At 40.7% G+C, this 19,405-nt stretch carries 18 protein-coding genes; 7 read left to right on the top strand and 11 right to left on the bottom strand.

Annotated features, from left to right (window positions below; translation table 11 throughout):
• Nucleotides 1-8: 8 nt before the first annotated feature.
• Nucleotides 9-1,676 carry a urocanate hydratase gene (hutU, locus tag AAZR93_RS11275; RefSeq protein WP_434719857.1) on the bottom strand — a complete coding sequence of 556 codons (1,668 nt, stop codon included), beginning with the start codon at nt 1,674-1,676 and terminating at the stop codon, nt 9-11.
• A gap of 637 nt (nt 1,677-2,313) precedes the next feature.
• Here hutU and AAZR93_RS11270 point away from each other — a divergent pair.
• Nucleotides 2,314-3,330 (top strand): hypothetical protein, encoded by a 1,017-nt coding sequence (locus AAZR93_RS11270; protein ID WP_434719856.1) that lies wholly within the window; start codon nt 2,314-2,316, stop codon nt 3,328-3,330.
• 188 nt (nt 3,331-3,518) lie between these two features.
• Here AAZR93_RS11270 and livF read toward each other — a convergent pair whose 3' ends face one another.
• From livF to AAZR93_RS11245, 5 genes are all read right to left on the bottom strand, one after another.
• A complete protein-coding gene (livF, locus tag AAZR93_RS11265) occupies nt 3,519-4,220 on the bottom strand; it encodes a high-affinity branched-chain amino acid ABC transporter ATP-binding protein LivF (RefSeq protein WP_294106227.1) in 702 nt (233 codons plus the stop codon).
• Nucleotides 4,220-4,999 (bottom strand): high-affinity branched-chain amino acid ABC transporter ATP-binding protein LivG, encoded by a 780-nt coding sequence (livG, locus tag AAZR93_RS11260; RefSeq protein WP_434719855.1) that lies wholly within the window; start codon nt 4,997-4,999, stop codon nt 4,220-4,222. Before livG ends, livF begins: the two co-directional genes overlap by 1 nt.
• On the bottom strand, nt 4,996-6,267 hold the full coding sequence (locus AAZR93_RS11255) for a high-affinity branched-chain amino acid ABC transporter permease LivM (protein WP_434719854.1): 1,272 nt from the start codon (nt 6,265-6,267) through the stop codon (nt 4,996-4,998). The genes livG and AAZR93_RS11255 overlap by 4 nt, the downstream gene beginning before the upstream one ends.
• Nucleotides 6,264-7,190 (bottom strand): high-affinity branched-chain amino acid ABC transporter permease LivH, encoded by a 927-nt coding sequence (gene livH / locus AAZR93_RS11250; protein ID WP_434719853.1) that lies wholly within the window; start codon nt 7,188-7,190, stop codon nt 6,264-6,266. The genes AAZR93_RS11255 and livH overlap by 4 nt, the downstream gene beginning before the upstream one ends.
• Before the next feature lie 171 nt (nt 7,191-7,361).
• Nucleotides 7,362-8,471, bottom strand: a complete 1,110-nt coding sequence (locus tag AAZR93_RS11245) for a branched-chain amino acid ABC transporter substrate-binding protein (RefSeq protein WP_294106219.1) — start codon at nt 8,469-8,471, stop codon at nt 7,362-7,364.
• Nucleotides 8,472-8,851: 380 nt separating this feature from the next.
• On the opposite strand from AAZR93_RS11245, the gene panM reads away from it, so the two are divergent.
• Together panM and AAZR93_RS11235 are read left to right on the top strand one after the other, a co-directional pair.
• On the top strand, nt 8,852-9,262 hold the full coding sequence (gene panM, locus AAZR93_RS11240; RefSeq protein ID WP_434719852.1) for an aspartate 1-decarboxylase autocleavage activator PanM: 411 nt from the start codon (nt 8,852-8,854) through the stop codon (nt 9,260-9,262).
• 1 nt (nt 9,263) lies between these two features.
• On the top strand, nt 9,264-9,650 hold the full coding sequence (locus AAZR93_RS11235; RefSeq protein WP_294106214.1) for a VOC family protein: 387 nt from the start codon (nt 9,264-9,266) through the stop codon (nt 9,648-9,650).
• 133 nt (nt 9,651-9,783) lie between these two features.
• Here the strand turns inward: AAZR93_RS11235 and rpoH are convergent, their stop codons facing one another.
• From rpoH to ftsY, 4 genes are all read right to left on the bottom strand, one after another.
• Nucleotides 9,784-10,665 (bottom strand): RNA polymerase sigma factor RpoH, encoded by an 882-nt coding sequence (rpoH, locus tag AAZR93_RS11230; protein WP_294106212.1) that lies wholly within the window; start codon nt 10,663-10,665, stop codon nt 9,784-9,786.
• Nucleotides 10,666-10,869: 204 nt separating this feature from the next.
• Entirely contained in the window at nt 10,870-11,847 is a 978-nt protein-coding gene (ftsX, locus tag AAZR93_RS11225) for a permease-like cell division protein FtsX (protein WP_434719851.1), read from the bottom strand.
• Nucleotides 11,840-12,505 (bottom strand): cell division ATP-binding protein FtsE, encoded by a 666-nt coding sequence (gene ftsE / locus AAZR93_RS11220; RefSeq protein ID WP_294106209.1) that lies wholly within the window; start codon nt 12,503-12,505, stop codon nt 11,840-11,842. Before ftsE ends, ftsX begins: the two co-directional genes overlap by 8 nt.
• A gap of 6 nt (nt 12,506-12,511) precedes the next feature.
• Nucleotides 12,512-14,542 carry a signal recognition particle-docking protein FtsY gene (ftsY, locus tag AAZR93_RS11215; protein ID WP_434719850.1) on the bottom strand — a complete coding sequence of 677 codons (2,031 nt, stop codon included), beginning with the start codon at nt 14,540-14,542 and terminating at the stop codon, nt 12,512-12,514.
• Between the two features lie 217 nt (nt 14,543-14,759).
• Between ftsY and rsmD the strand changes: the two genes are divergently transcribed.
• Both rsmD and AAZR93_RS11205 read left to right on the top strand, forming a co-directional pair.
• Nucleotides 14,760-15,341, top strand: a complete 582-nt coding sequence (gene rsmD / locus AAZR93_RS11210) for a 16S rRNA (guanine(966)-N(2))-methyltransferase (RefSeq protein WP_434719849.1) — start codon at nt 14,760-14,762, stop codon at nt 15,339-15,341.
• Between the two features lie 10 nt (nt 15,342-15,351).
• Nucleotides 15,352-15,639, top strand: coding sequence for a DUF1145 family protein (locus tag AAZR93_RS11205; RefSeq protein WP_294109563.1), 288 nt, complete (start codon nt 15,352-15,354; stop codon nt 15,637-15,639).
• Between the two features lies 1 nt (nt 15,640).
• On the opposite strand, the gene AAZR93_RS11200 is transcribed toward AAZR93_RS11205, so the two are convergent.
• Nucleotides 15,641-15,997 (bottom strand): DUF2500 domain-containing protein, encoded by a 357-nt coding sequence (locus AAZR93_RS11200; RefSeq protein WP_434719848.1) that lies wholly within the window; start codon nt 15,995-15,997, stop codon nt 15,641-15,643.
• 111 nt (nt 15,998-16,108) lie between these two features.
• Here AAZR93_RS11200 and AAZR93_RS11195 point away from each other — a divergent pair, with 111 nt between their 5' ends.
• Together AAZR93_RS11195 and AAZR93_RS11190 are read left to right on the top strand one after the other, a co-directional pair.
• The gene (locus AAZR93_RS11195) at nt 16,109-16,738 is read left to right on the top strand and encodes a lysoplasmalogenase (RefSeq protein WP_434719847.1); all 630 of its coding nucleotides are present in this window, start codon (nt 16,109-16,111) and stop codon (nt 16,736-16,738) included.
• Nucleotides 16,739-16,877: 139 nt separating this feature from the next.
• Nucleotides 16,878-19,310, top strand: coding sequence for a zinc/cadmium/mercury/lead-transporting ATPase (locus AAZR93_RS11190; protein WP_434719846.1), 2,433 nt, complete (start codon nt 16,878-16,880; stop codon nt 19,308-19,310).
• Nucleotides 19,311-19,405: the final 95 nt, after the last annotated feature.

Genomic DNA, 19,405 nt, shown 5'->3' with positions numbered 1-19,405 from the left:
AATCGACATTACTTCACCATTGGCAAATTAAGGCCTTGCTCTTTCGCACATTTAATTGCGATGTCATAACCTGCGTCAGCATGGCGCATCACCCCTGTTGCAGGATCATTATGTAGCACTCGTGCTAATCGTTTATCTGCCGCATCAGTTCCATCACAGACAATCACCACTCCGGCATGCTGTGAAAAGCCCATTCCCACACCTCCGCCATGGTGTAAGCTAACCCATGTTGCGCCACCTGCGGTATTCAATAAGGCATTCAATAATGGCCAGTCAGAGACAGCATCTGAGCCATCTTTCATTGATTCGGTTTCACGATGAGGACTTGCTACTGAACCGGAGTCCAAGTGATCACGCCCGATCACAATTGGTCCTTTAAGCTCGCCAGTTTTAACCATTTCATTAAATGCGCGACCGAGTCTTTCCCTATCTTTAAGCCCTACCCAGCAAATACGTGCAGGTAAGCCTTGGAATGCGATGCGCTCTCGCGCCATATCTAACCAATTATGTAGATGTTTATCATCCGGCAGCAGCTCTTTCACTTTTTGATCTGTTTTATAGATATCTTCAGGATCACCCGATAATGCCACCCAACGGAATGGACCAATACCTTCACAAAAAAGAGGTCGGATATAGGCCGGAACGAAACCTGGAAAATCAAATGCGTTACTTACACCTTCATCTTTTGCCATTTGGCGAATATTGTTGCCATAGTCAAAAGCAGCTGATCCACGTTTTTGCATTTGCAGCATGGCTTCTACCTGTACCGCCATACTTTTTTTCGCCGCTTTAGTTACTTCAGCGGGTGCGGTTTGTTGTTTCTCACGCCATTGAGCGAGTGTCCAACCTTGAGGTAAATAACCATGTATTGGGTCATGAGCACTTGTTTGGTCTGTAACCGAATCTGGCGTGATATTACGTTTCACCATTTCGCTATAAATATCTGCTGCATTACCAAGTAAACCAACAGAAACAGGAACGCCATTCGCTTTCGCTTCTTCGATATATTGCAAAGCTTCATCTAGAGAAGTCGCTTTTTTATCGACATAACGAGTTCTCAAACGAAAATCAATCCGGCTCTCATCACATTCAACCGCTATCATGCTAAAACCTGCCATTGTTGCAGCTAATGGCTGCGCACCGCCCATACCACCAAGCCCACCAGTTAAAATCCAACGACCCGCAGGATTGCCATTAAAATGTTGTTTAGCTAAAGAAATAAAGGTTTCATAAGTTCCTTGGACAATGCCTTGAGAGCCGATGTAAATCCATGAGCCTGCTGTCATCTGCCCATACATCATCAAACCTTTACGGTCTAATTCATTAAAATGATCCCAATTAGCCCAATGAGGTACGATATTGGAATTGGCGATCAATACGCGTGGCGCATCAACATGAGTTGGGAAAACACCGACAGGTTTACCTGACTGAACTAACAATGTTTGGTCATCTTCAAGTGTCGTGAGCACTTCTAGAATTTTGTCATAACATTCCCAATCACGCGCGGCACGGCCTATCCCACCATAAACGACTAAGCTTTGAGGATGTTCTGCCACATCAGGATCTAAGTTATTTTGTAACATGCGATACACCGCTTCTGTTAGCCAACTTTTGCAGGTTTTTTCACTACCTCGTGGGGCACGAATAACACGAGTTGGATCTGTACGGTTTAACATGAGTCTATTCCCTATCGCTTAATTGATTTAACTTTAACTTAACAACTTACAGTAAAATCATGAGTGAACTCATTTTTCTTAATTTTCAAACTGAGCCATTAAATTAATTATTTACATATAATTCATCTGGTTACTGAAATTCATTGTTAGCTTACCGCTATCAATCCATCACAATCATTCATTTCTCATTTAAATATATATACATTTAATTCACAAAGTATATACATTTAAATTTGAATTCTTACACCAAGTTTGTAGGTTGAATACAAGGGGAGGTTATACAACAACAACTAGATAGCTGTTTCTACTCGATAATATGTATATACATTTGATTTCATGCATAGAAACAAAGAAATAGCGAAAATGCGAGAGGCTTCACATTACGAATACATCAAGCTAAGGTTATCTCTCTAGATAGCCCTCTCTTCCATTTATGACCCAATCAAAAATAATAATAAATTTTAGTGAATATTTATTTCATTACTTTTTGCAATATTTAATAATGAAAAAAAATTAAAATCACTCATTAAAAAATAATAAATTAAAGAGAGTGATAACTATAGAAAATAATAAAATTCATTGGTTAATTTAAATAATCAAAAAAATAATCACAAAAATAAGATAAAGGAATAAAAAAGTGAAAATAAATAAACTACTACAACCCACTCAGGATTTTAAAAACCAAAGTAACTTTTTAAAAAATGAAAGTAAATTAGTGAAAATCAATAAAGTTACTTCGCAGAATATAGTAAAGTCACCTTTGTTAAAAAATAAGTCTCACTCTAAAATAAGTAACCTCAATGAAATATTTAATCCACCAGCCAGTTATTTTGATAAAATACCTAAATCAACAGGCCAACTAAGTAGAACAATTCCCCCTCAAGACTATTTATCAAATTTATTTAAATCAAAATGTTATAATTATAATAAATTAGAAGAAAGCAACAGTTTAGATTTTAAATTATATAATATAAGTGACAGACCTATAACAGCTTTTATTGCTAACATAAATGAATTAGCAATAAAATATACTGATGATAATAATCAGGCACCACAATTAATATCACATTATGATTTTTATCATAAATTATCAAGTAATGCACCAACGCTATATAACATAGTAGATGATATTTACAAAGAAAATATAAAAAATGAGATTAGTAAATTACTTATTAAAAGCTCAGAATATAAAGCCATAAGTCTTCCAGGGAAAGATAATAATGAAATAAGCCTTCGTAAGTTATCATCATCAAATTCACTTTGTGCTGAGAATGGATTTAAAGGATTAATAAATATTTCATCATTATTAAAAATGGATGTAGAAAATATTATCAAAAAATATAGTTCATTTGAAAATAACGAAAAATTACAAGCAATGCCAATTAAAGAATTAGTCAAATATTTATCATTAAAAGACCCTAATAATGGTTCTTTATTATTATTAATGAATAAGTTAGAAGACATTACAGAATCTGTTTTTCATGTTTTAAGTAAACAAACCTTTAATTTAATTAACTTAAAATCAGAAAAAGACTGTTCTAACATAGAGATCAAATCATCAAGAATAAGCCTAGTCACGCTATACAAAAATGGAACAAATTTTGTTGTTAAAACGATCAAAGACCCTGTATCTATTCATATAGAAGCGCATTAGGATTGCAGACAATTAAAGCGAAGCTAACACCCCCTACAACTCGAGGGATAGCCAATATTCACTACTCTAAATCATTCGAATTGTAGGTAGGCAGCAAGTAAGGATATCTCGGGAAGCATACACAAGTATGTGACCCGAGTAGCCGAAGCGAAGCCAACACCCCTACAACTCGAAGGATGACGCGTATTTTAGCCGCCGAGATAAGCGCTTCGCACCGCCTCATTAGCCAACAAAGCCTTACCACTATCTTCTAACACAATATGCCCATTTTCCAACACATAGCCCCTATCTGCGAGCTTCAGCGCTTGATTTGCGTTTTGCTCTACAAGGAAGATAGTCATGCCTTCTTCACGTAGTTGTTGAATTGTGTCAAATATCTGCATAATGATAATCGGCGCAAGCCCTAATGAAGGCTCATCCAAAAGAAGAAGTTCTGGCTGACTCATCAGCGCTCGGCCTATGGCAAGCATCTGCTGCTCGCCACCAGACATCGTGCCTGAACGCTGACTACGGCGCTCATAGAGCCTTGGAAAAAGTTTATAAACTTTTTCGATACGTTCTTGGTATTGCGAGCGGGTAGCAAAAAAGCCGCCCATCGCCAAGTTTTCGTCCACCGTCATACGTGAAAAAACACGACGGCCTTCTGGCACCAAGGCAATATCTTCACGCATAATTTTCGCTGTTGGCAATTGCGTAATATCAACACCACGATAAACTACTTGCCCTTCAGAAGCGCGAGGATCGCCACAAAGTGTACTCAGTAATGTCGTTTTTCCTGCTCCATTGGCACCTATCAGAGTGACAATTTCACCTTTTTGGATATTCAAGCTAATTTCATGTAATGCTTGTATTTTTCCATAATGGGTAGAAACTTTTTTAAATTCTAACATCAGTAAGCTTCTCCCAAATAGGCTTTAATAACATCTGGGTGTTGACGAATTTCATTCGGCGTACCGTTGGTTAATGGCGTACCTTGGTTTACCACATAAATTCTATCTGAAATCCCCATGACTAACTTCATATCATGTTCTATCAATAAAATTGAAACATTATGATGAGTACGTAGCTCTGCAATTAGCTCATCCAGATCATTGGTTTCTTTAGGATTTAACCCAGCAGCAGGTTCATCTAGCATTAAGATTTCTGGTCGCGTTACCATGCAGCGTGCTATTTCAAGACGTCTCTGTTGTCCATAAGCCAGATTTCCAGCTTGTCGATTAGCAAATTGCAGCAAATCAACCCGCTCAAGCCATTTAATGGCATTATCTACCGCGTCTGATTCTGCGCGACGAAATGCTGGCGTTTTCAATAAGCCAGAAAAAATACCGCTTTTCAAATGTTGATGTTGAGCAACAAGCAGATTTTCAATTACGGTCATTTCTTTAAACAAACGAACGTGTTGAAAAGTTCGAATAACGCCAAGACGAGCAATCGCCTGTCCAGGTAAGCCTTCTAAATGTTTATCACGATAAACAATAGTGCCACTAGTTGGCTTATAGAAACCAGTTAGGCAGTTAAAAATGGTGGTTTTTCCCGCACCATTTGGACCAATCAAAGAAACAATTTCCCCTTGATTTAACGTCAGCTCCACATTATTTACTGCTAGCAAGCCACCAAAACGCATAGTGAGGCCACTAACTTGCAACAAAGGCGTTGTTGATATGCTCATGCGATATCGCCCTCCTGCGCTTTCTGCAACTTCATCTGGCGACGTTTCATTGGCAATAGACCCTGTGGTCGCCAAATCATCATCAGTACCATCAATGCGCCAAGCAATAACATGCTGTATTCATTAAGGTCACGCATCATCTCCCTTGATACAACTAAGATGATTGCCGCTAAAATTACTGACATTTGTGAGCCCATACCACCAAGTACCACAATCGCTAATACAAATGCGGATTCAACAAATGTGAATGACTCCGGACTGATAAACCCCTGACGTGCAGCAAACAACGTACCCGCGAAACCCGCAAATGCAGCACTGATAGTAAATGCGGTTAATTTAATCCGTGTAGGGCTTAGCCCTAATGAGCGACAGGCAATTTCATCTTCGCGTAGCGCTTCCCAAGCACGGCCTAATGGCATACGCAATAATCGATTGATTACGAACAAGGTTAAAATAACGAGTAATAACGCAACAAAATAGAGGAAAATAATCCGATCACCCGGATTGTAATCTAAACCAAAAAAGTGATGGAATGTGTCCCAACCATCTTTAGCACTACGACTAAATTCGAGACCAAAGAATGTAGGTTTTGGTAGTTGGCTAAGACCATTTGGTCCGCCAGTAATTTCAGTATTATTCAACAGTAAAATACGTACAATTTCACCAAAACCTAATGTGACAATTGCGAGGTAATCCCCCCGCAACCTTAATACTGGGAAGCCGAGTAATAACCCCGCTAATGCCGCAGTTAAGCCCGCAATTGGCAAACTTTCCCAAAAGCCAAAACCATAATAATGATTTAACAAGCCAAAGGTGTATGCACCGATAGCATAAAATCCCGCATAGCCTAATACTAGTAGCCCTGAAAGGCCAACCACCACATTCAAGCCTAAACCTAACATCACATAAATTAACGTGAGTGTGGCAATATCTACACTTCCACGCGACACGATAAATGGCCATATAATGGCAGCAATAATAATGATAATGGCAAGAATTTTTTGTTTCGGCGTTGATCCATCGAAATCAGGTATCGCCCACGATTTTTTCGGCACACCTTGCCAAACTTTTGCCAGCGATGGGCGAACCAGTTGATAAATAAAGATGATCCCAATCCCAACAAAGATCCAATTCCAACGAACTGAATCGCCTGCGGTGACCACTAGCTTTGTACCATCAAGAGTAAGTCTTAGCCCTAACATAAAAACGGCTAAAACAAAAAAAGTCACAGATGCCACAATGGCATTAATCCAATTTTCTTTTCTCATACCTTTTCGACCTCCGGACGTCCCAGAATGCCGGTTGGCATGATTAGCAATACACCTATTAGTAAACCAAATGACACGACATCTTTATATTCAGTGCTAAAATATGCAGATGTCATCGCCTCAGCGACGCCTAGAATCAATCCACCAAGCATTGCTCCCGGAATACTACCGATACCGCCGAGTACCGCTGCCGTAAAGGCTTTCATTCCTGCCATGAAACCAATATAAGGATTGATAACACCGTAAAATTGTCCGAGTAACACACCGGCAACTGCCGCCATTGCGGCACCAATCACAAAAGTCAGTGAAATAACGCGGTCAGTATTAATTCCTAATAAACTCGCCATTTTTAAGTCTTCGGCACAAGCGCGACAAGCTCTCCCCATGCGCGAATAACGAATAAATACCGTCAATGCTAGCATTGCTAATAAGGTGACGACCCAAATCGTCAATTGCATTTTAGTGATGATCGCTTCGAAACCATCGCTTTCTCCAATGATCCACTGGCCAGTGATCAAACTTGGCAACGCAAGATCTCGTGAACCTTGGGAAAGGCTGACATAGTTTTGCAGAAAAATAGACATCCCGATCGCGGAGATCAAGGCAATTAGACGTTTAGAATGACGCACAGGTCGATAAGCAACGCGCTCAATACTCCAACCGTAAGCGCTCGAAACGACAATAGCGGCAACAAATGCTGCGGCAACCAATATCCAGCCGATATCGATACCTAGCATCATTAAACCGGCTATTGCAATGAACGAGACATAACTCCCAATCATATACACTTCGCCATGAGCAAAGTTAATCATGCCAATAATGCCATACACCATGGTATAGCCAATGGCTATCAGCGCATAGGTACTACCTAATGTTAATCCATTAAGAAATTGCTGAATAAAATAAAGAATTTGATCTGACATAGGACTATCCTTTCAAACTACTGTCCCTCAAGGAGAGCTAAAGCTGGAAGTCAGCAAGGCTAACCTCCAGCTAATTTTAACTAAAACAACCCATTCTCTGCCCTAAATAATTCAAATTGCATAAAGGCCATCAATAACGCCCAACCTATACAACTTAAAATATGAAAGACATTATTTCACCGCAGTAGACGTCCCATCTTTGTGCCATTTAAACACACCAAATTCGAAGCCTTTCAGGTCACCATTAGGCTGCCAGCTTAATGTGCCCATGACTGTATCAACCGGATTTGCTTTCAGATCTTTAGCTAAATCTTCAGGCTCAGCGCTACCGGTACGTTGCATTGCCGTTGTTAAACTTTGGATAGCCGCATAAGTAGTCCAAACGAATGGGCCCGTTGGATCTTCTTTTTTCGCTTTCAGTGCATCCACAATCGGTTGGTTAGTTGGAACTTGATCATAACGCTTAGGTAAAGTGACTAGCATCCCTTCAGAGGCGTCTCCTGCAATATTAGATAAAGACGAGTTACCTACGCCTTCTGGTCCCATAAAGCCGATATTGAGGCCTGATTGCTTCGCTTGACGTAAAATTTGGCCCATTTCAGGGTAATACCCACCAAAGTAAACAAAATCAACATTCTCTTTTTTCAATTTTGCGACTAACGCTGAGAAATCTTTATCTCCTGCGGTGACACCTTCAAACAGCACTTCTTTTACACCCGCTTTATTTAAACTTTCGCGAACTGAACGAGCTAGACCTTCACCGTACTGCTGCTTGTCATGGACAACCGCAATACGCTTTGGCTTAATTTCATCTAAAATATATTTAACTGCGGTAGGACCTTGGTCTGAATCTAACCCTGTTGTACGCAATACCATTTGGTAGCCACGTGTGGTTAAATCAGCATTTGTTGCCGCTGGCGTGATCATAATAATGCCTTCATCTTCATAAATATCAGATGCAGGCTGAGTTGATGATGAACACAAATGGCCAATGACATAACGAATCCCATCATTAATCACTTTATTTGCAACAGCAACGGCTTGTTTTGGGTCGCAAGCATCATCATATTCAACAGCAACTAGAGTATCGCCATTGATACCGCCTTTTGCATTAATGTCTGCAATCGCTTGACGCGCACCTGTAAATTCCATGTCACCATATTGTGCAACGGGACCAGACATTGCCCCAACAACAGCAATCTTAATTTCCTTTGCCCATCCGCTTGAACTAAATGCCATTGCTATGCAGCCAGCCAATAATGCTTTATTCATCTTCTTCATGTTATTGTCCCTATCTCGATGGTTCTGAGTGTTTGTGTTTGATTTATAGTCGTTTATTATAGTTGACAGGATCAATGCCTGATATTTCAAAATACAGCAAATAAGGCTATATATTTCAGACCATTAAACAAGATAATTATGCTAAAAAGCAAATGGATATGGTAGATTATTAAGTTATATGCAGAATAAAAAACTGATGTTATAAAATGGTTTTTTTGTAAATACTAGTGTTATATTCTGGTTAAATTTAAATTAATCCGAGCTAAACTCGGAAGATCAAGCTAGACAAAATTTTTCTCTCTAAAATTAAAAAATCAGTTATGGATCACTCCGACAACAGAAATGACTGAAAAACAGACAAGGAAACAGATAAATACATCATGAGACTCACGATTATTCCTTTGGTTAATCCTACTGAACATCAGTACCAAGACTTATATAAGATCTGGATAGACCAGACACAACCACAACTGATCCAAGCACTCAAATCAGATCAACAATTTTTTGCAGCTCGCTTTAATGACCGATTGCTCGCTGCGGCTAAAGTCAGTATCAATAGATCTCAAGGTACTATCAGTGATTTTTGTGTACGTGAAGTCACTCGTCGTCGGGGAGTTGGCCTATACTTGCTACAAGAAATTTGCCGCCAACAACCTGAAGTTAAACATTGGTACTTCAATTTCAATGGGTTAGAAGTGCAACAAAAAATCATTATAGAAAAATTTCTAAACGCCTGTGGTTTTAGTGCCACAGTAAAAGATGGCGAATGGGATATGAAAATAGGTGAATAACATGAAATTAAAGAAAATTCATCATGTTGCAATTATTGCGTCGAATTACCAAATCAGTAAAGATTTTTACTGCCGTATTCTTGGATTGAATTTACTCGCAGAATACTACCGCCCAGAAAATGATTCATGGAAAGCAGATTTAGCTTTTGGTGATAATTATCAAATCGAACTATTTAGTTTTCCTAATCCGCCAGCAAGACCTAGTTACCCTGAAGCTATGGGGCTACGGCATCTTGCATTTAGTGTTGATGAATTAGATAAATGGATAACCTATTTAAGTCAGCATGGCGTTATCTGTGAAGCAATAAGAATCGATCCCTATACACAAAAACGATTTACTTTTTTCGCGGACCCAGATGGGTTGCCATTAGAATTATACTGTGATTAGTGTAAAGAATGATTTGAATAAAGCGTGATTAAAACAAGAGGAATAAAGGCAGGAAATAAAATTAAGTCACTATCTGCATCTATTACACTGCAAAATAATAATAAATGCAGATAGTGATAAGAAGAAATAAAAATTACATTTCGTCTTCGTCTTCGTCGTCTTCCATCGCTAAACGCAATTTTTTCATCGCATTTTTTTCAAGTTGGCGCACACGCTCAGCAGATACACCATATTTATCAGCAAGCTCTTGAAGCGTTGTTTTATTATCGTCATCTAACCAACGAGCGCGGATGATATCCTGACTACGTTCATCGAGGGACTCCAATGCATCAGATAAACGATCAGTTGCATGACTTTCCCAATTATCATCTTCAATTGAGCCAGCAAAATCAGACGATTTATCCTGTAAAAAAAGAACTGGTGCAACAGGGCCACCAAAATCGCTACTGTCATCATCATCAGACATATCAAATGCCATGTCCTGCGCTGACATACGTGATTCCATTTCGCGGACATCTTTGGTGCTCACCCCTAATTCTTGAGCAACCATATCCACTTCGTCCTGATTAAACCAACCAAGACGTTTTTTATTTTTTCTTAAATTAAAGAATAATTTACGCTGCGATTTTGTCGTGGCAACTTTAACAATACGCCAGTTACGTAGAACGTATTCATGAATTTCTGCTTTGATCCAATGAACAGCAAAAGAGACCAAGCGGACACCAACTTCAGGATTAAAGCGACGAACGGCTTTCATCAGGCCGATGTTACCTTCCTGAATTAAATCAGCTTGCGGTAAACCATACCCTGCATAGCCTCGTGCAACATGAATAACAAAACGCAAATGAGATAAGATCAATTGCTTTGCGGCATCCAGATCACCATGGTAATGCAGCCGTTCAGCAAGTTCCTTCTCTTCCTCAGCGGTGAGCATAGGGTACGCATTGGCAGCTCGCATATAAGCTTCAATACTCCCTTGCGGAACAAGCGCTAATGATTGCATATCTTTGGTCATGCAGATCCTCTATAAAATAAATAAAAAAAATTAATTTGAATTCGATGTGGTGAATAATCAGTTTATCAGCTTCGTTACATTAAATAAATTATAGGCAAGATTTATCAACAACGGGTCAATGTAGGACAAAAATTATCGTTTGAAGTTCCTTAATGGCGAAATTTTCATCGACACCCTTATATTAAGTGCCGATGAAATACGCAATTATTCAGGAGTGAAATGACGTAGATGTTGAATAGTCGCTAACCAAGCGGCGACCCAGCCAACAATGGCTGATAACAACAAAATAAGTAACGTTTCTTCCCACAACAGCCCTTCGATACGAAATTGGGTCCCAAATACACTGGCTACTTGCGCAACAACACCGGAGAGTTGCCACACCAATAATGATGTCATTATCAGTGAGATAATGGCACCGAGTGCCCCTAACACAATACCGCCATTTAAAAATGGGCGCATAATAAAACCATCAGTTGCCCCAATCAATTTCATGACATTAATGGTATCTCTGCGGGCAAAAATATTCAAACGGACACTATTACCTATCACTAAGAACAACGATACTATCATCAAAATGCCAATCACAGAGGCAACCTGCCCAACTAGCCTCGTCAGCGCTGCAAGTCGAGAAAACCAACTGTCGTCCATGCGCACTTCTTCGATACCGCCAACTTGGCTAACTCTATCGCGTAAAGTGGCTAAAACATCGGACCCCTCAAAATCAATTTTTGGCGTGATAATCGCAACAGCAGGTAATGGATTTTCTTCAAGCATATCCAAAGCAGTACTAAAACCAGACCAACTACGAAACTCACTCATGGCTTGATCGCGAGACAGATAATTAACGTGTTCAATACCATCAAGGGCTTGTAATTGATTAACCACATTTTGACCACCTTGCTCATCAAGAGATTTATCAAGATAAACAGTTAGTTGTGGTGCAGGATACCACTGTGATGCGGCTTGGGAAACATTCTTCCAAACAACATAGCAAAGGCTAGGTAGTGCTAATGAAATAGCAATAACCATAATGGTTAAAAAGGTTGCTAGTGGCTGTCTTAGCATATCAGCTAACGCATTTAGCCATGAATAACGCCACTGTTCACGCCATCCCCCTTTAAGTGCCTTGCTTTTCGACTTCATGGTGCGTTCTGGCTTGCCTTTACGGACATTCCTAGCCATGTTGACCTCCAAGCATCCGACCTTCACTTAAAGTAAGCACACGATAGTTACGACGCTCAATCAGTGCAACATCATGGGTTGCCATTAAAACAGTCACACCAACGCGGTTAAATTCTTCAAATAAACGCATGATCCCCTCAGAAAGTTCTCCATCAAGGTTACCCGTTGGCTCATCCGCAAGTAGCATCGTCGGTTTATTCACAACCGCGCGAGCGATACCAATACGCTGCTGTTCACCGCCCGATAATTGAATAGGCAAGTTTTTTGCTTTATCCAATAATCCAACTTTGTCTAATGCAGCTGAGACACGTCGACGAATATCTTCAGTACTTGCCCCAGAAATAATCAGCGGCATAGCAACATTGTCATAAACTGTTCGGTCAAATAGCAGGTGATGATCTTGAAAAATCATCCCAATTTGTCGACGTAAAAAGGGGATCTCCCTATTTTTCAAACGACTGATATCATGACCATTAAACAAGATATGACCCGCACTTGGGCGCTCAATACCACAAATGAGTTTAAGTAATGTACTTTTACCTGCGCCTGAGTGACCCGTTAAAAATGCCATTTCTCCGGCTTGTAGATGAAAATCTACCCCTTGAAGAGCTTGGCGGCCACCGCGATAAGCTTTACTAACGTGTTCAAAGCGGATCATCGAAAATTATTCCTCTCGGGCAAATAGAGCCTCGATAAAGTCATCTGCTTTAAATGGACGTAAATCTTCAATGCCTTCACCAATACCGATATAACGAATAGGAATACCGAATTGATCTGCAATAGAGAAAATTACCCCACCTTTTGCTGTGCCATCGAGTTTCGTCAATGTTATACCAGTCAGACCTACCGCTTCATTAAAAAGTTTCGCCTGACTAATCGCATTTTGTCCAGTACTTGCATCTAGTGTTAGCATAATTTCATGAGGGGCGTCTTGGTCCAGTTTTTTCATCACTCGGACTATTTTTTTCAGCTCTTCCATTAAATGTGCTTTATTTTGTAAACGCCCTGCGGTATCTGCAATCAGAATATCAGCACCTTTAGCTTGAGCTGATTGGATCCCATCAAAAATGACAGAGGCAGGATCAGCACCCGTGTGTTGTGCAACAACAGGAATTTTGTTGCGCTCCCCCCAAACTTGTAGCTGTTCTACCGCAGCGGCACGGAAAGTATCTCCCGCAGCTAACATGACGGTTTTACCTTCGGATTGGAATTGACGAGCCATTTTGCCAATGGTAGTTGTTTTCCCAACTCCATTAACCCCAACCATAAGAATAACATAAGGTTTTTTATCTTCGATAACTAGTGGTTTATCTGCACCCGCTAAAATATCAGACATTTCCTCACGTAATTTACTGTATAAAGCGTCCGCATCTTTGAGTTCTTTACGGCTTGCATGTGCCGTTAAATTATCGATAATTTTCCGTGTTGTTTCCACACCCACATCGGCAATGAGTAATTGTTCTTCTAATTCCTCAAAGAGGTCATCATCAATTTTTTTGCCGCTAAATAAGCTAAAAAAACCAGAGCCTAAATTTTGACGTGTTTTTAATAATCCGCTTTTTAATCGCGCAAAAAAACCTTCTTTTTTAGGTTTTTCTTGTTCGATTATAGGTGCATTCTCAGCATCTTGTTGAGCTTGACGCTCAGCTTCTTCCTCAGCAAGGCGTGCGGCTTCTGCGGCTTGACGCTCTTGTTCCGCTTGTTCTTTTGCAGCCTGAGCTGCGGCAGCTTCAATAGCCGCTAAGTCAGCTAGACGTTGACGCTCAGCTTCTTCCTCGGCAAGACGCGCAGCTTCTGCGGCTTGACGCTCTTGTTCTGCTTGTTCTTTTGCAGCCTGAGCTGCGGCAGCTTCAATAGCAGCTAGGCGTTGACGCTCAGCTTCTTCCTCGGCAAGGCGCGCAGCTTCTACGGCTTGGCGCTCTTGTTCCGCTTGTTCTTTTGCAGCCTGAGCTGCGGTAGCTTCAATAGCCGCTAAGTCAGCTAGGCGTTGACGCTCAGCAGCTTCCTCAGCAACACGCACAGCTTCTGCGGCTTGACGCTCTTGTTCTGCTTGTTCTTTTGCAGCTTGGCGCTCCTGTTCGGCTTTTTCTTCTGCGGCCTGTTGTTCCGCAGCCACAATAGCAGCGGCCTCTATTGCTTGGTGCTCTTGCTCCGCTTTATCTTCAGCGGCTTGAATAGCGGCTAATTCAGCTTGGCGTTGGCGCTCCGCTTCTTCTTGCGCAGCATTAATCGCAGCAAGCTCAGCTTGGCGTTGACGCTCAGCTTCCTCCTCTGCAATACGCACAGCTTCTTCTTCAAGTCTTTCTCGCTCTGCTTTTTCTTGTGCAATACGCGCATCTTGTACTGCTTGGCGCTCAAGCTCCGCTTGCTCTTCAGCAGCTTGAATTGCAGCTAATGCTATTTTTCGCTGTTGTTCTGCTTGTTCTGTCGCAGCATCAATAGCGGCTTGTTGTGCTTGATATTGGCGTTCAGCTTCATCTTCTGCCGCTTTAATGGCTTCTTGTTCTGCTTGGCGTTGACGTTCAGCTTCTGCATTAGCCTCTGCTATTGCAGCATCTTCTGCACTTTGTTGAAGGTCAACTTCATTTTCAATCTCAACTTTTTGTTGTTGCTCAGCTTGCTGCTGGGTTTCATTTTCACCTTTACGGCCAAAACCCAACCACGAAAATAAGCCTTTTTTCTTGTCTTTAGCCATTTGCCACTGCACTCCTCGCGGTAAAAACATGGCGCGTAATAATAAAATCGCAATAAAATTACATCCAGTCTATCATTTCATGGCGCAGCAACACATATCTGAACGAAAAATCATGGCAATTTAATCTGAATTTTTATGTTAAAACTATGAAAATGACGCGCTACAATATAAACAATCAATTTTTAACGCATAAATAAGCTAAGCAATAATACATATTATGGCAAAAAAACCACAAACAACATCTTTAGGACAAATTCGTATCATTGGCGGTAAATGGCGTGGGCGAAAACTGCCTGTCCGTGATAGTGAGGGCTTACGTCCCACCACTGATAGAATCAAAGAAACCTTATTTAACTGGTTAATGCCTGTTGTTCAAGACGCCCGTTGTCTTGACTGTTACGCAGGAAGTGGCTCATTAGGGTTTGAAGCACTTTCTCGATTTGCTAATAGCGTAACTTTTATTGAATTAGATAAACAGAATGCCCAACTGCTGAGTGACAATAAAATGCGTTTACAGGCTGATAACGCCACGGTTATCAATAACAGTAGCCTGACTATTTTAAATCAAATGGGAACGCCTTTTGACCTTGTCTTTATTGATCCTCCTTTTCGTAAAGGCTTGCTCAATGAAACTATCCAATTATTAGAAAATAATCAGTGGCTAGCAGATGAAAGCTGGATCTACATTGAGTCAGAGGCGGAGTCACCACTTACTGACATCCCTGCGAATTGGCAACTACATCGCGAAAAAATTGCCGGGCAAGTAGCTTACCGCCTTTTCATTCGAAATCGACTTTAAGGAAAAAAGTATGTTTATTAATATAGGTCGCCTACTGATGGTCTGTGTCTGGGGTTTTATGCTGTTTAACTTGATCCACCCATTCCCCAAACCCTTAAAGTATTTTATGGATATCGCTATGATTTTCATGGTAATTATGCATGCATTACAAACTATGTTTATTAAAGCATCTTTACCTAAAAATGAAAAACTTTCAGGTCTGGTACAAGTTCGTATTTTTTTCTTCGGTGTTTTTGAGCTACTTGTAATGCAAAAGAAAATGAAAGCCGCTCTCGATAAAGCAAAAAATAAACACTAAATCAGGATAATTCAGGTTCATAGCGGATAAATCGAGTGCCCTGTAACGTCAATTTCCCCTTAGAACCTTGCTCTACGGCGTGATACTGAGTTTCATTGACAATTGTTTTGATAATCTCGCCACTTGATTGCGATTTAAAATAAATTTCATAACGAAAAGTTTCAGGAGAAACCACATCACGTTCACGAGAACGCATGTTCGGGTAGGGGTAGTCTTTTTTCTCGCTGACCTCTACTAAGTAACTAATAGGTAACGAATTATTATTAATTTCATTTTGTTTTCGTTGATCGAAAAAACGCTTAGTGGCAAATACGGCAATAATGACTAAAACGATGATTAATAAAATAGGTTTATTCATAAAATGTGCATTTAGCTTAAAAAAAACATGACTATAGTTTATCTTATTTATAGAGAGTGACGAAATACTCTGACCGTTACTTCATTCATTTGAAATTATAAGGATGTGTATATGATTAGTTGGCCATTTCTTGCAGTGCTCTTTTCAGGCTGGCTGTATGTCGATGCGGCTTATCGTGGTCCTGGCTGGCAACGTTGGCTATTTCGCCCCATTACACTCTTACTTTTATTACTTTGGGGATGGAGCTCCGACGACTTAAATATTCAAAACTATCTAATCTTAGCCGGTTTGCTAGTTTCGTTAGTCGCTGATCTTTCTCGGATGTTTTCTAGTGAGCGCTTACTTACATCTGTTGCACTGATGTTTTTAAGTTATCTAATTTACGCCATTAGTTTTGGTATGCAGTTAAACTTTGGTTTGTTCCTACCTTGGTTAGCGGTGCCATTAATTATTGCAGCTGTCACTTTAGTGTTGATTTGGGGTAAACTTGAACACCTTCAAGCTATTGTTTTTGCATCATTAGTCATGTGTATGATTATGGCTTGGGTTGCTGGCGATCAATATTTTGGTCTGGGTCGCGAATATAATTTTTCTATTATGGTTGGCGCCTCAATGCTATTTCTGTCTAATTGCATTTGGTTAATCGCCCATTTTCGCTTCCCATTTAAAGCATCTAAAGCTGTTGTGGCGGCATTCTATTTCATTGGACAATTCTTTATTGTTCGTGCGATTTATTTATAAGCCTTATCGCCAATTGATAAAATTCTCAAATAGCATTTTTTATCAATTGGTGACCTTCATTTTATTTGACTCTGGAGTAGACTCCAAAGTGTAGACTCACTAATAATAATTGAAAACGTTGTTAGATAGGGGGTCGCTTATGCACTCACATTCACAAAAAGACACACATGCTCATACTAGTTCATGCTGCTCAACTAACAGTAGCTGCTCAACTAACAGTAGCTGCTCATCAGCTGTCACCGAAAATAGTAAAAAGGTGAGCAATGACTCACATACCCACGTTCACAGTGATGTAGAGAGCCATCCCGATGATGATGAGGAATCTCATCAACGAGGCAAACACAACGCTCAACATGAGCACGATGGCCATGATCATGCCGCTCATAAACACGGTGACCATAATCACCAGCACGGTAGCAGCTGTGGCTTGCCTATTGATAAAATAAACGATGTCGCGCCAATTCAAACAGCTCAGAAACGTTTTAGCTGGATAATCCGCGGAATGGATTGCCCAAGTTGTGCGAGTAAAATTGAAACTGCGGTCACTCAAATAAAAGACGTCAAGCAAGCCAAAGTCTTGTTCGCAACAGAAAAGTTAGTTGTCGACGCCGATAGTGATATCAGTATGGCTGTTCGCGCAACAGTGGAAACCGCCGGCTATGAACTACTTGATGTTGGCAGCAATAACGCAGCATCAATTCAACCACCACCGAGTTTACTCAGTGAAGCAAAACCCGTTATTATTTTAGCAATTTTAGTGGGTATCAGCTGGGGTATTGAGTCTTTCAACCCTCAGTTAGGTAATATTGCCTTTATTTTAGCAACCTTATTTGGGTTATACCCTATCGCCCGAAAATCCTTACTTTCTATTCGTACGGGCTCACCTTTTGCGATTGAAACCTTAATGACAGTTGCTGCTGTCGGTGCCATTTTTATACAGGCAACCGAAGAAGCCGCCATGGTTATTTTGCTATTCATGTTAGGTGAAATGCTAGAGGCCTATTCCGCTGGCCGAGCCCGACGTGGCGTTAGCGCACTAATGGCACTCGTTCCTGAAGATGCCATATTAATTAAAGATGGGCAAAAAACTACCGTTCCAGTAGCTCAATTACGTCCTGGAGATGTGATCGAAATTGCGCCAGGTGGTAGATTGCCAACAGACGCAGTATTGGTCTCTGAATTTGCCAGTTTTGATGAAAGTGCTTTAACCGGTGAATCTGTTCCTGTCGAACGCACTGTTGGTGAGAAAGTCGCTGCTGGCTGTTTATCAGTGGATAGAGCAGTACAGATGAAAGTGGTTTCAGAACAAGGGCAAAATGCAATCGACCGTATTTTGCAATTAATTGAAGAAGCCGAAGAGCGCCGTGCACCTATTGAACGTTTTATCGACCGTTTTAGCCGGATTTACACGCCAATAATCATGTTGATTTCTGCATTGGTTATTATTATTCCGCCAATATTCTTTGATGCGGCATGGGAAACGTGGATTTACCGTGGTTTAACCTTACTATTAATTGGTTGTCCTTGTGCGCTCGTGATATCAACACCTGCGGCTATCACGTCGGCACTTGCCACAGCGACACGTCGCGGTGCTTTAATTAAAGGTGGCGCAGCACTTGAGCAACTAGGCACTATCACAACAATTGCATTGGATAAAACGGGAACATTAACCGAAGGGAAACCTCATGTAACCAATTTGGTACCAGTTGATGGCATAACCGAAGCAGAATTAGTGCAAATCACCGCTTCCGTTGAAATTGGTTCTCATCATCCTCTGGCAAAAGCAGTCGTTAACAAAGCTCAGGAGCTTTCACTGCAAGTAACTGAGGCACAAGATCGTAAAGCACTCGCAGGAAAAGGCGTTGAAGGTTTCCTGAATAATAAGCATGTACTGGTTAGTGCACCAAATAGACTCGAAATACCACTAGATAAAGTTTGGCAAGCAAAGGTTGAGGAACTTGAGGCTCAGGGTAAAACAGTTGTTGTGACCCTTGAAAACAATCGAGTTATTGGATTAACGGCACTGCAAGATACATTACGTAGTGATGCGGTTGATGCAATGAATATGCTTAAAAAATTGAATGTAAATGCCGTCATGCTAACGGGTGATAACCCACGAGCTGCTGCCGCAATTGCAGGTCAATTAGGTATGGAATATCGCGCAGGTTTATTACCTGAAGATAAAGTCAGCGCAGTAATAGAGCTTAACCGTAACCATAGCACCATGATGGTCGGTGATGGCATCAACGATGCGCCAGCGATGAAAGCCTCTAGTATTGGTGTTGCAATGGGAGGGGGTACTGACGTGGCGTTAGAAACTGCTGATGCAGCGCTTACCCATAACCGTCTAACAGGCTTACCTGAAATTATTGCACTTTCACGCGCAACCCGAAAAATTATCCGTGAAAATATTACAATTGCATTAGGCTTAAAAGGTGTGTTCTTAGTCACTACCTTACTTGGCATGACGGGCTTGTGGGTTGCCGTACTGGCTGACTCCGGCGCGACTGCTTTAGTGACTGCTAACGCTGTTCGGCTGCTGCGAGTTAAGTTACCGCAAGTAAAAAAATAGCGCTTATTGTTTAAATACTCAACTGCCACTATTTACAGATAAATAGTGGCAGTTCTTATTACGCGTCACTTTAAAAATTAGTTTTAAAACAATGA

The organism is Providencia sp. Je.9.19 (assembly GCF_051129765.1).
Classification (GTDB): Bacteria; Pseudomonadota; Gammaproteobacteria; order Enterobacterales; family Enterobacteriaceae; genus Providencia.
Note: the sequence above shows the minus strand (reverse complement) of the source record. Positions and strands in the feature narration are given on the sequence as shown.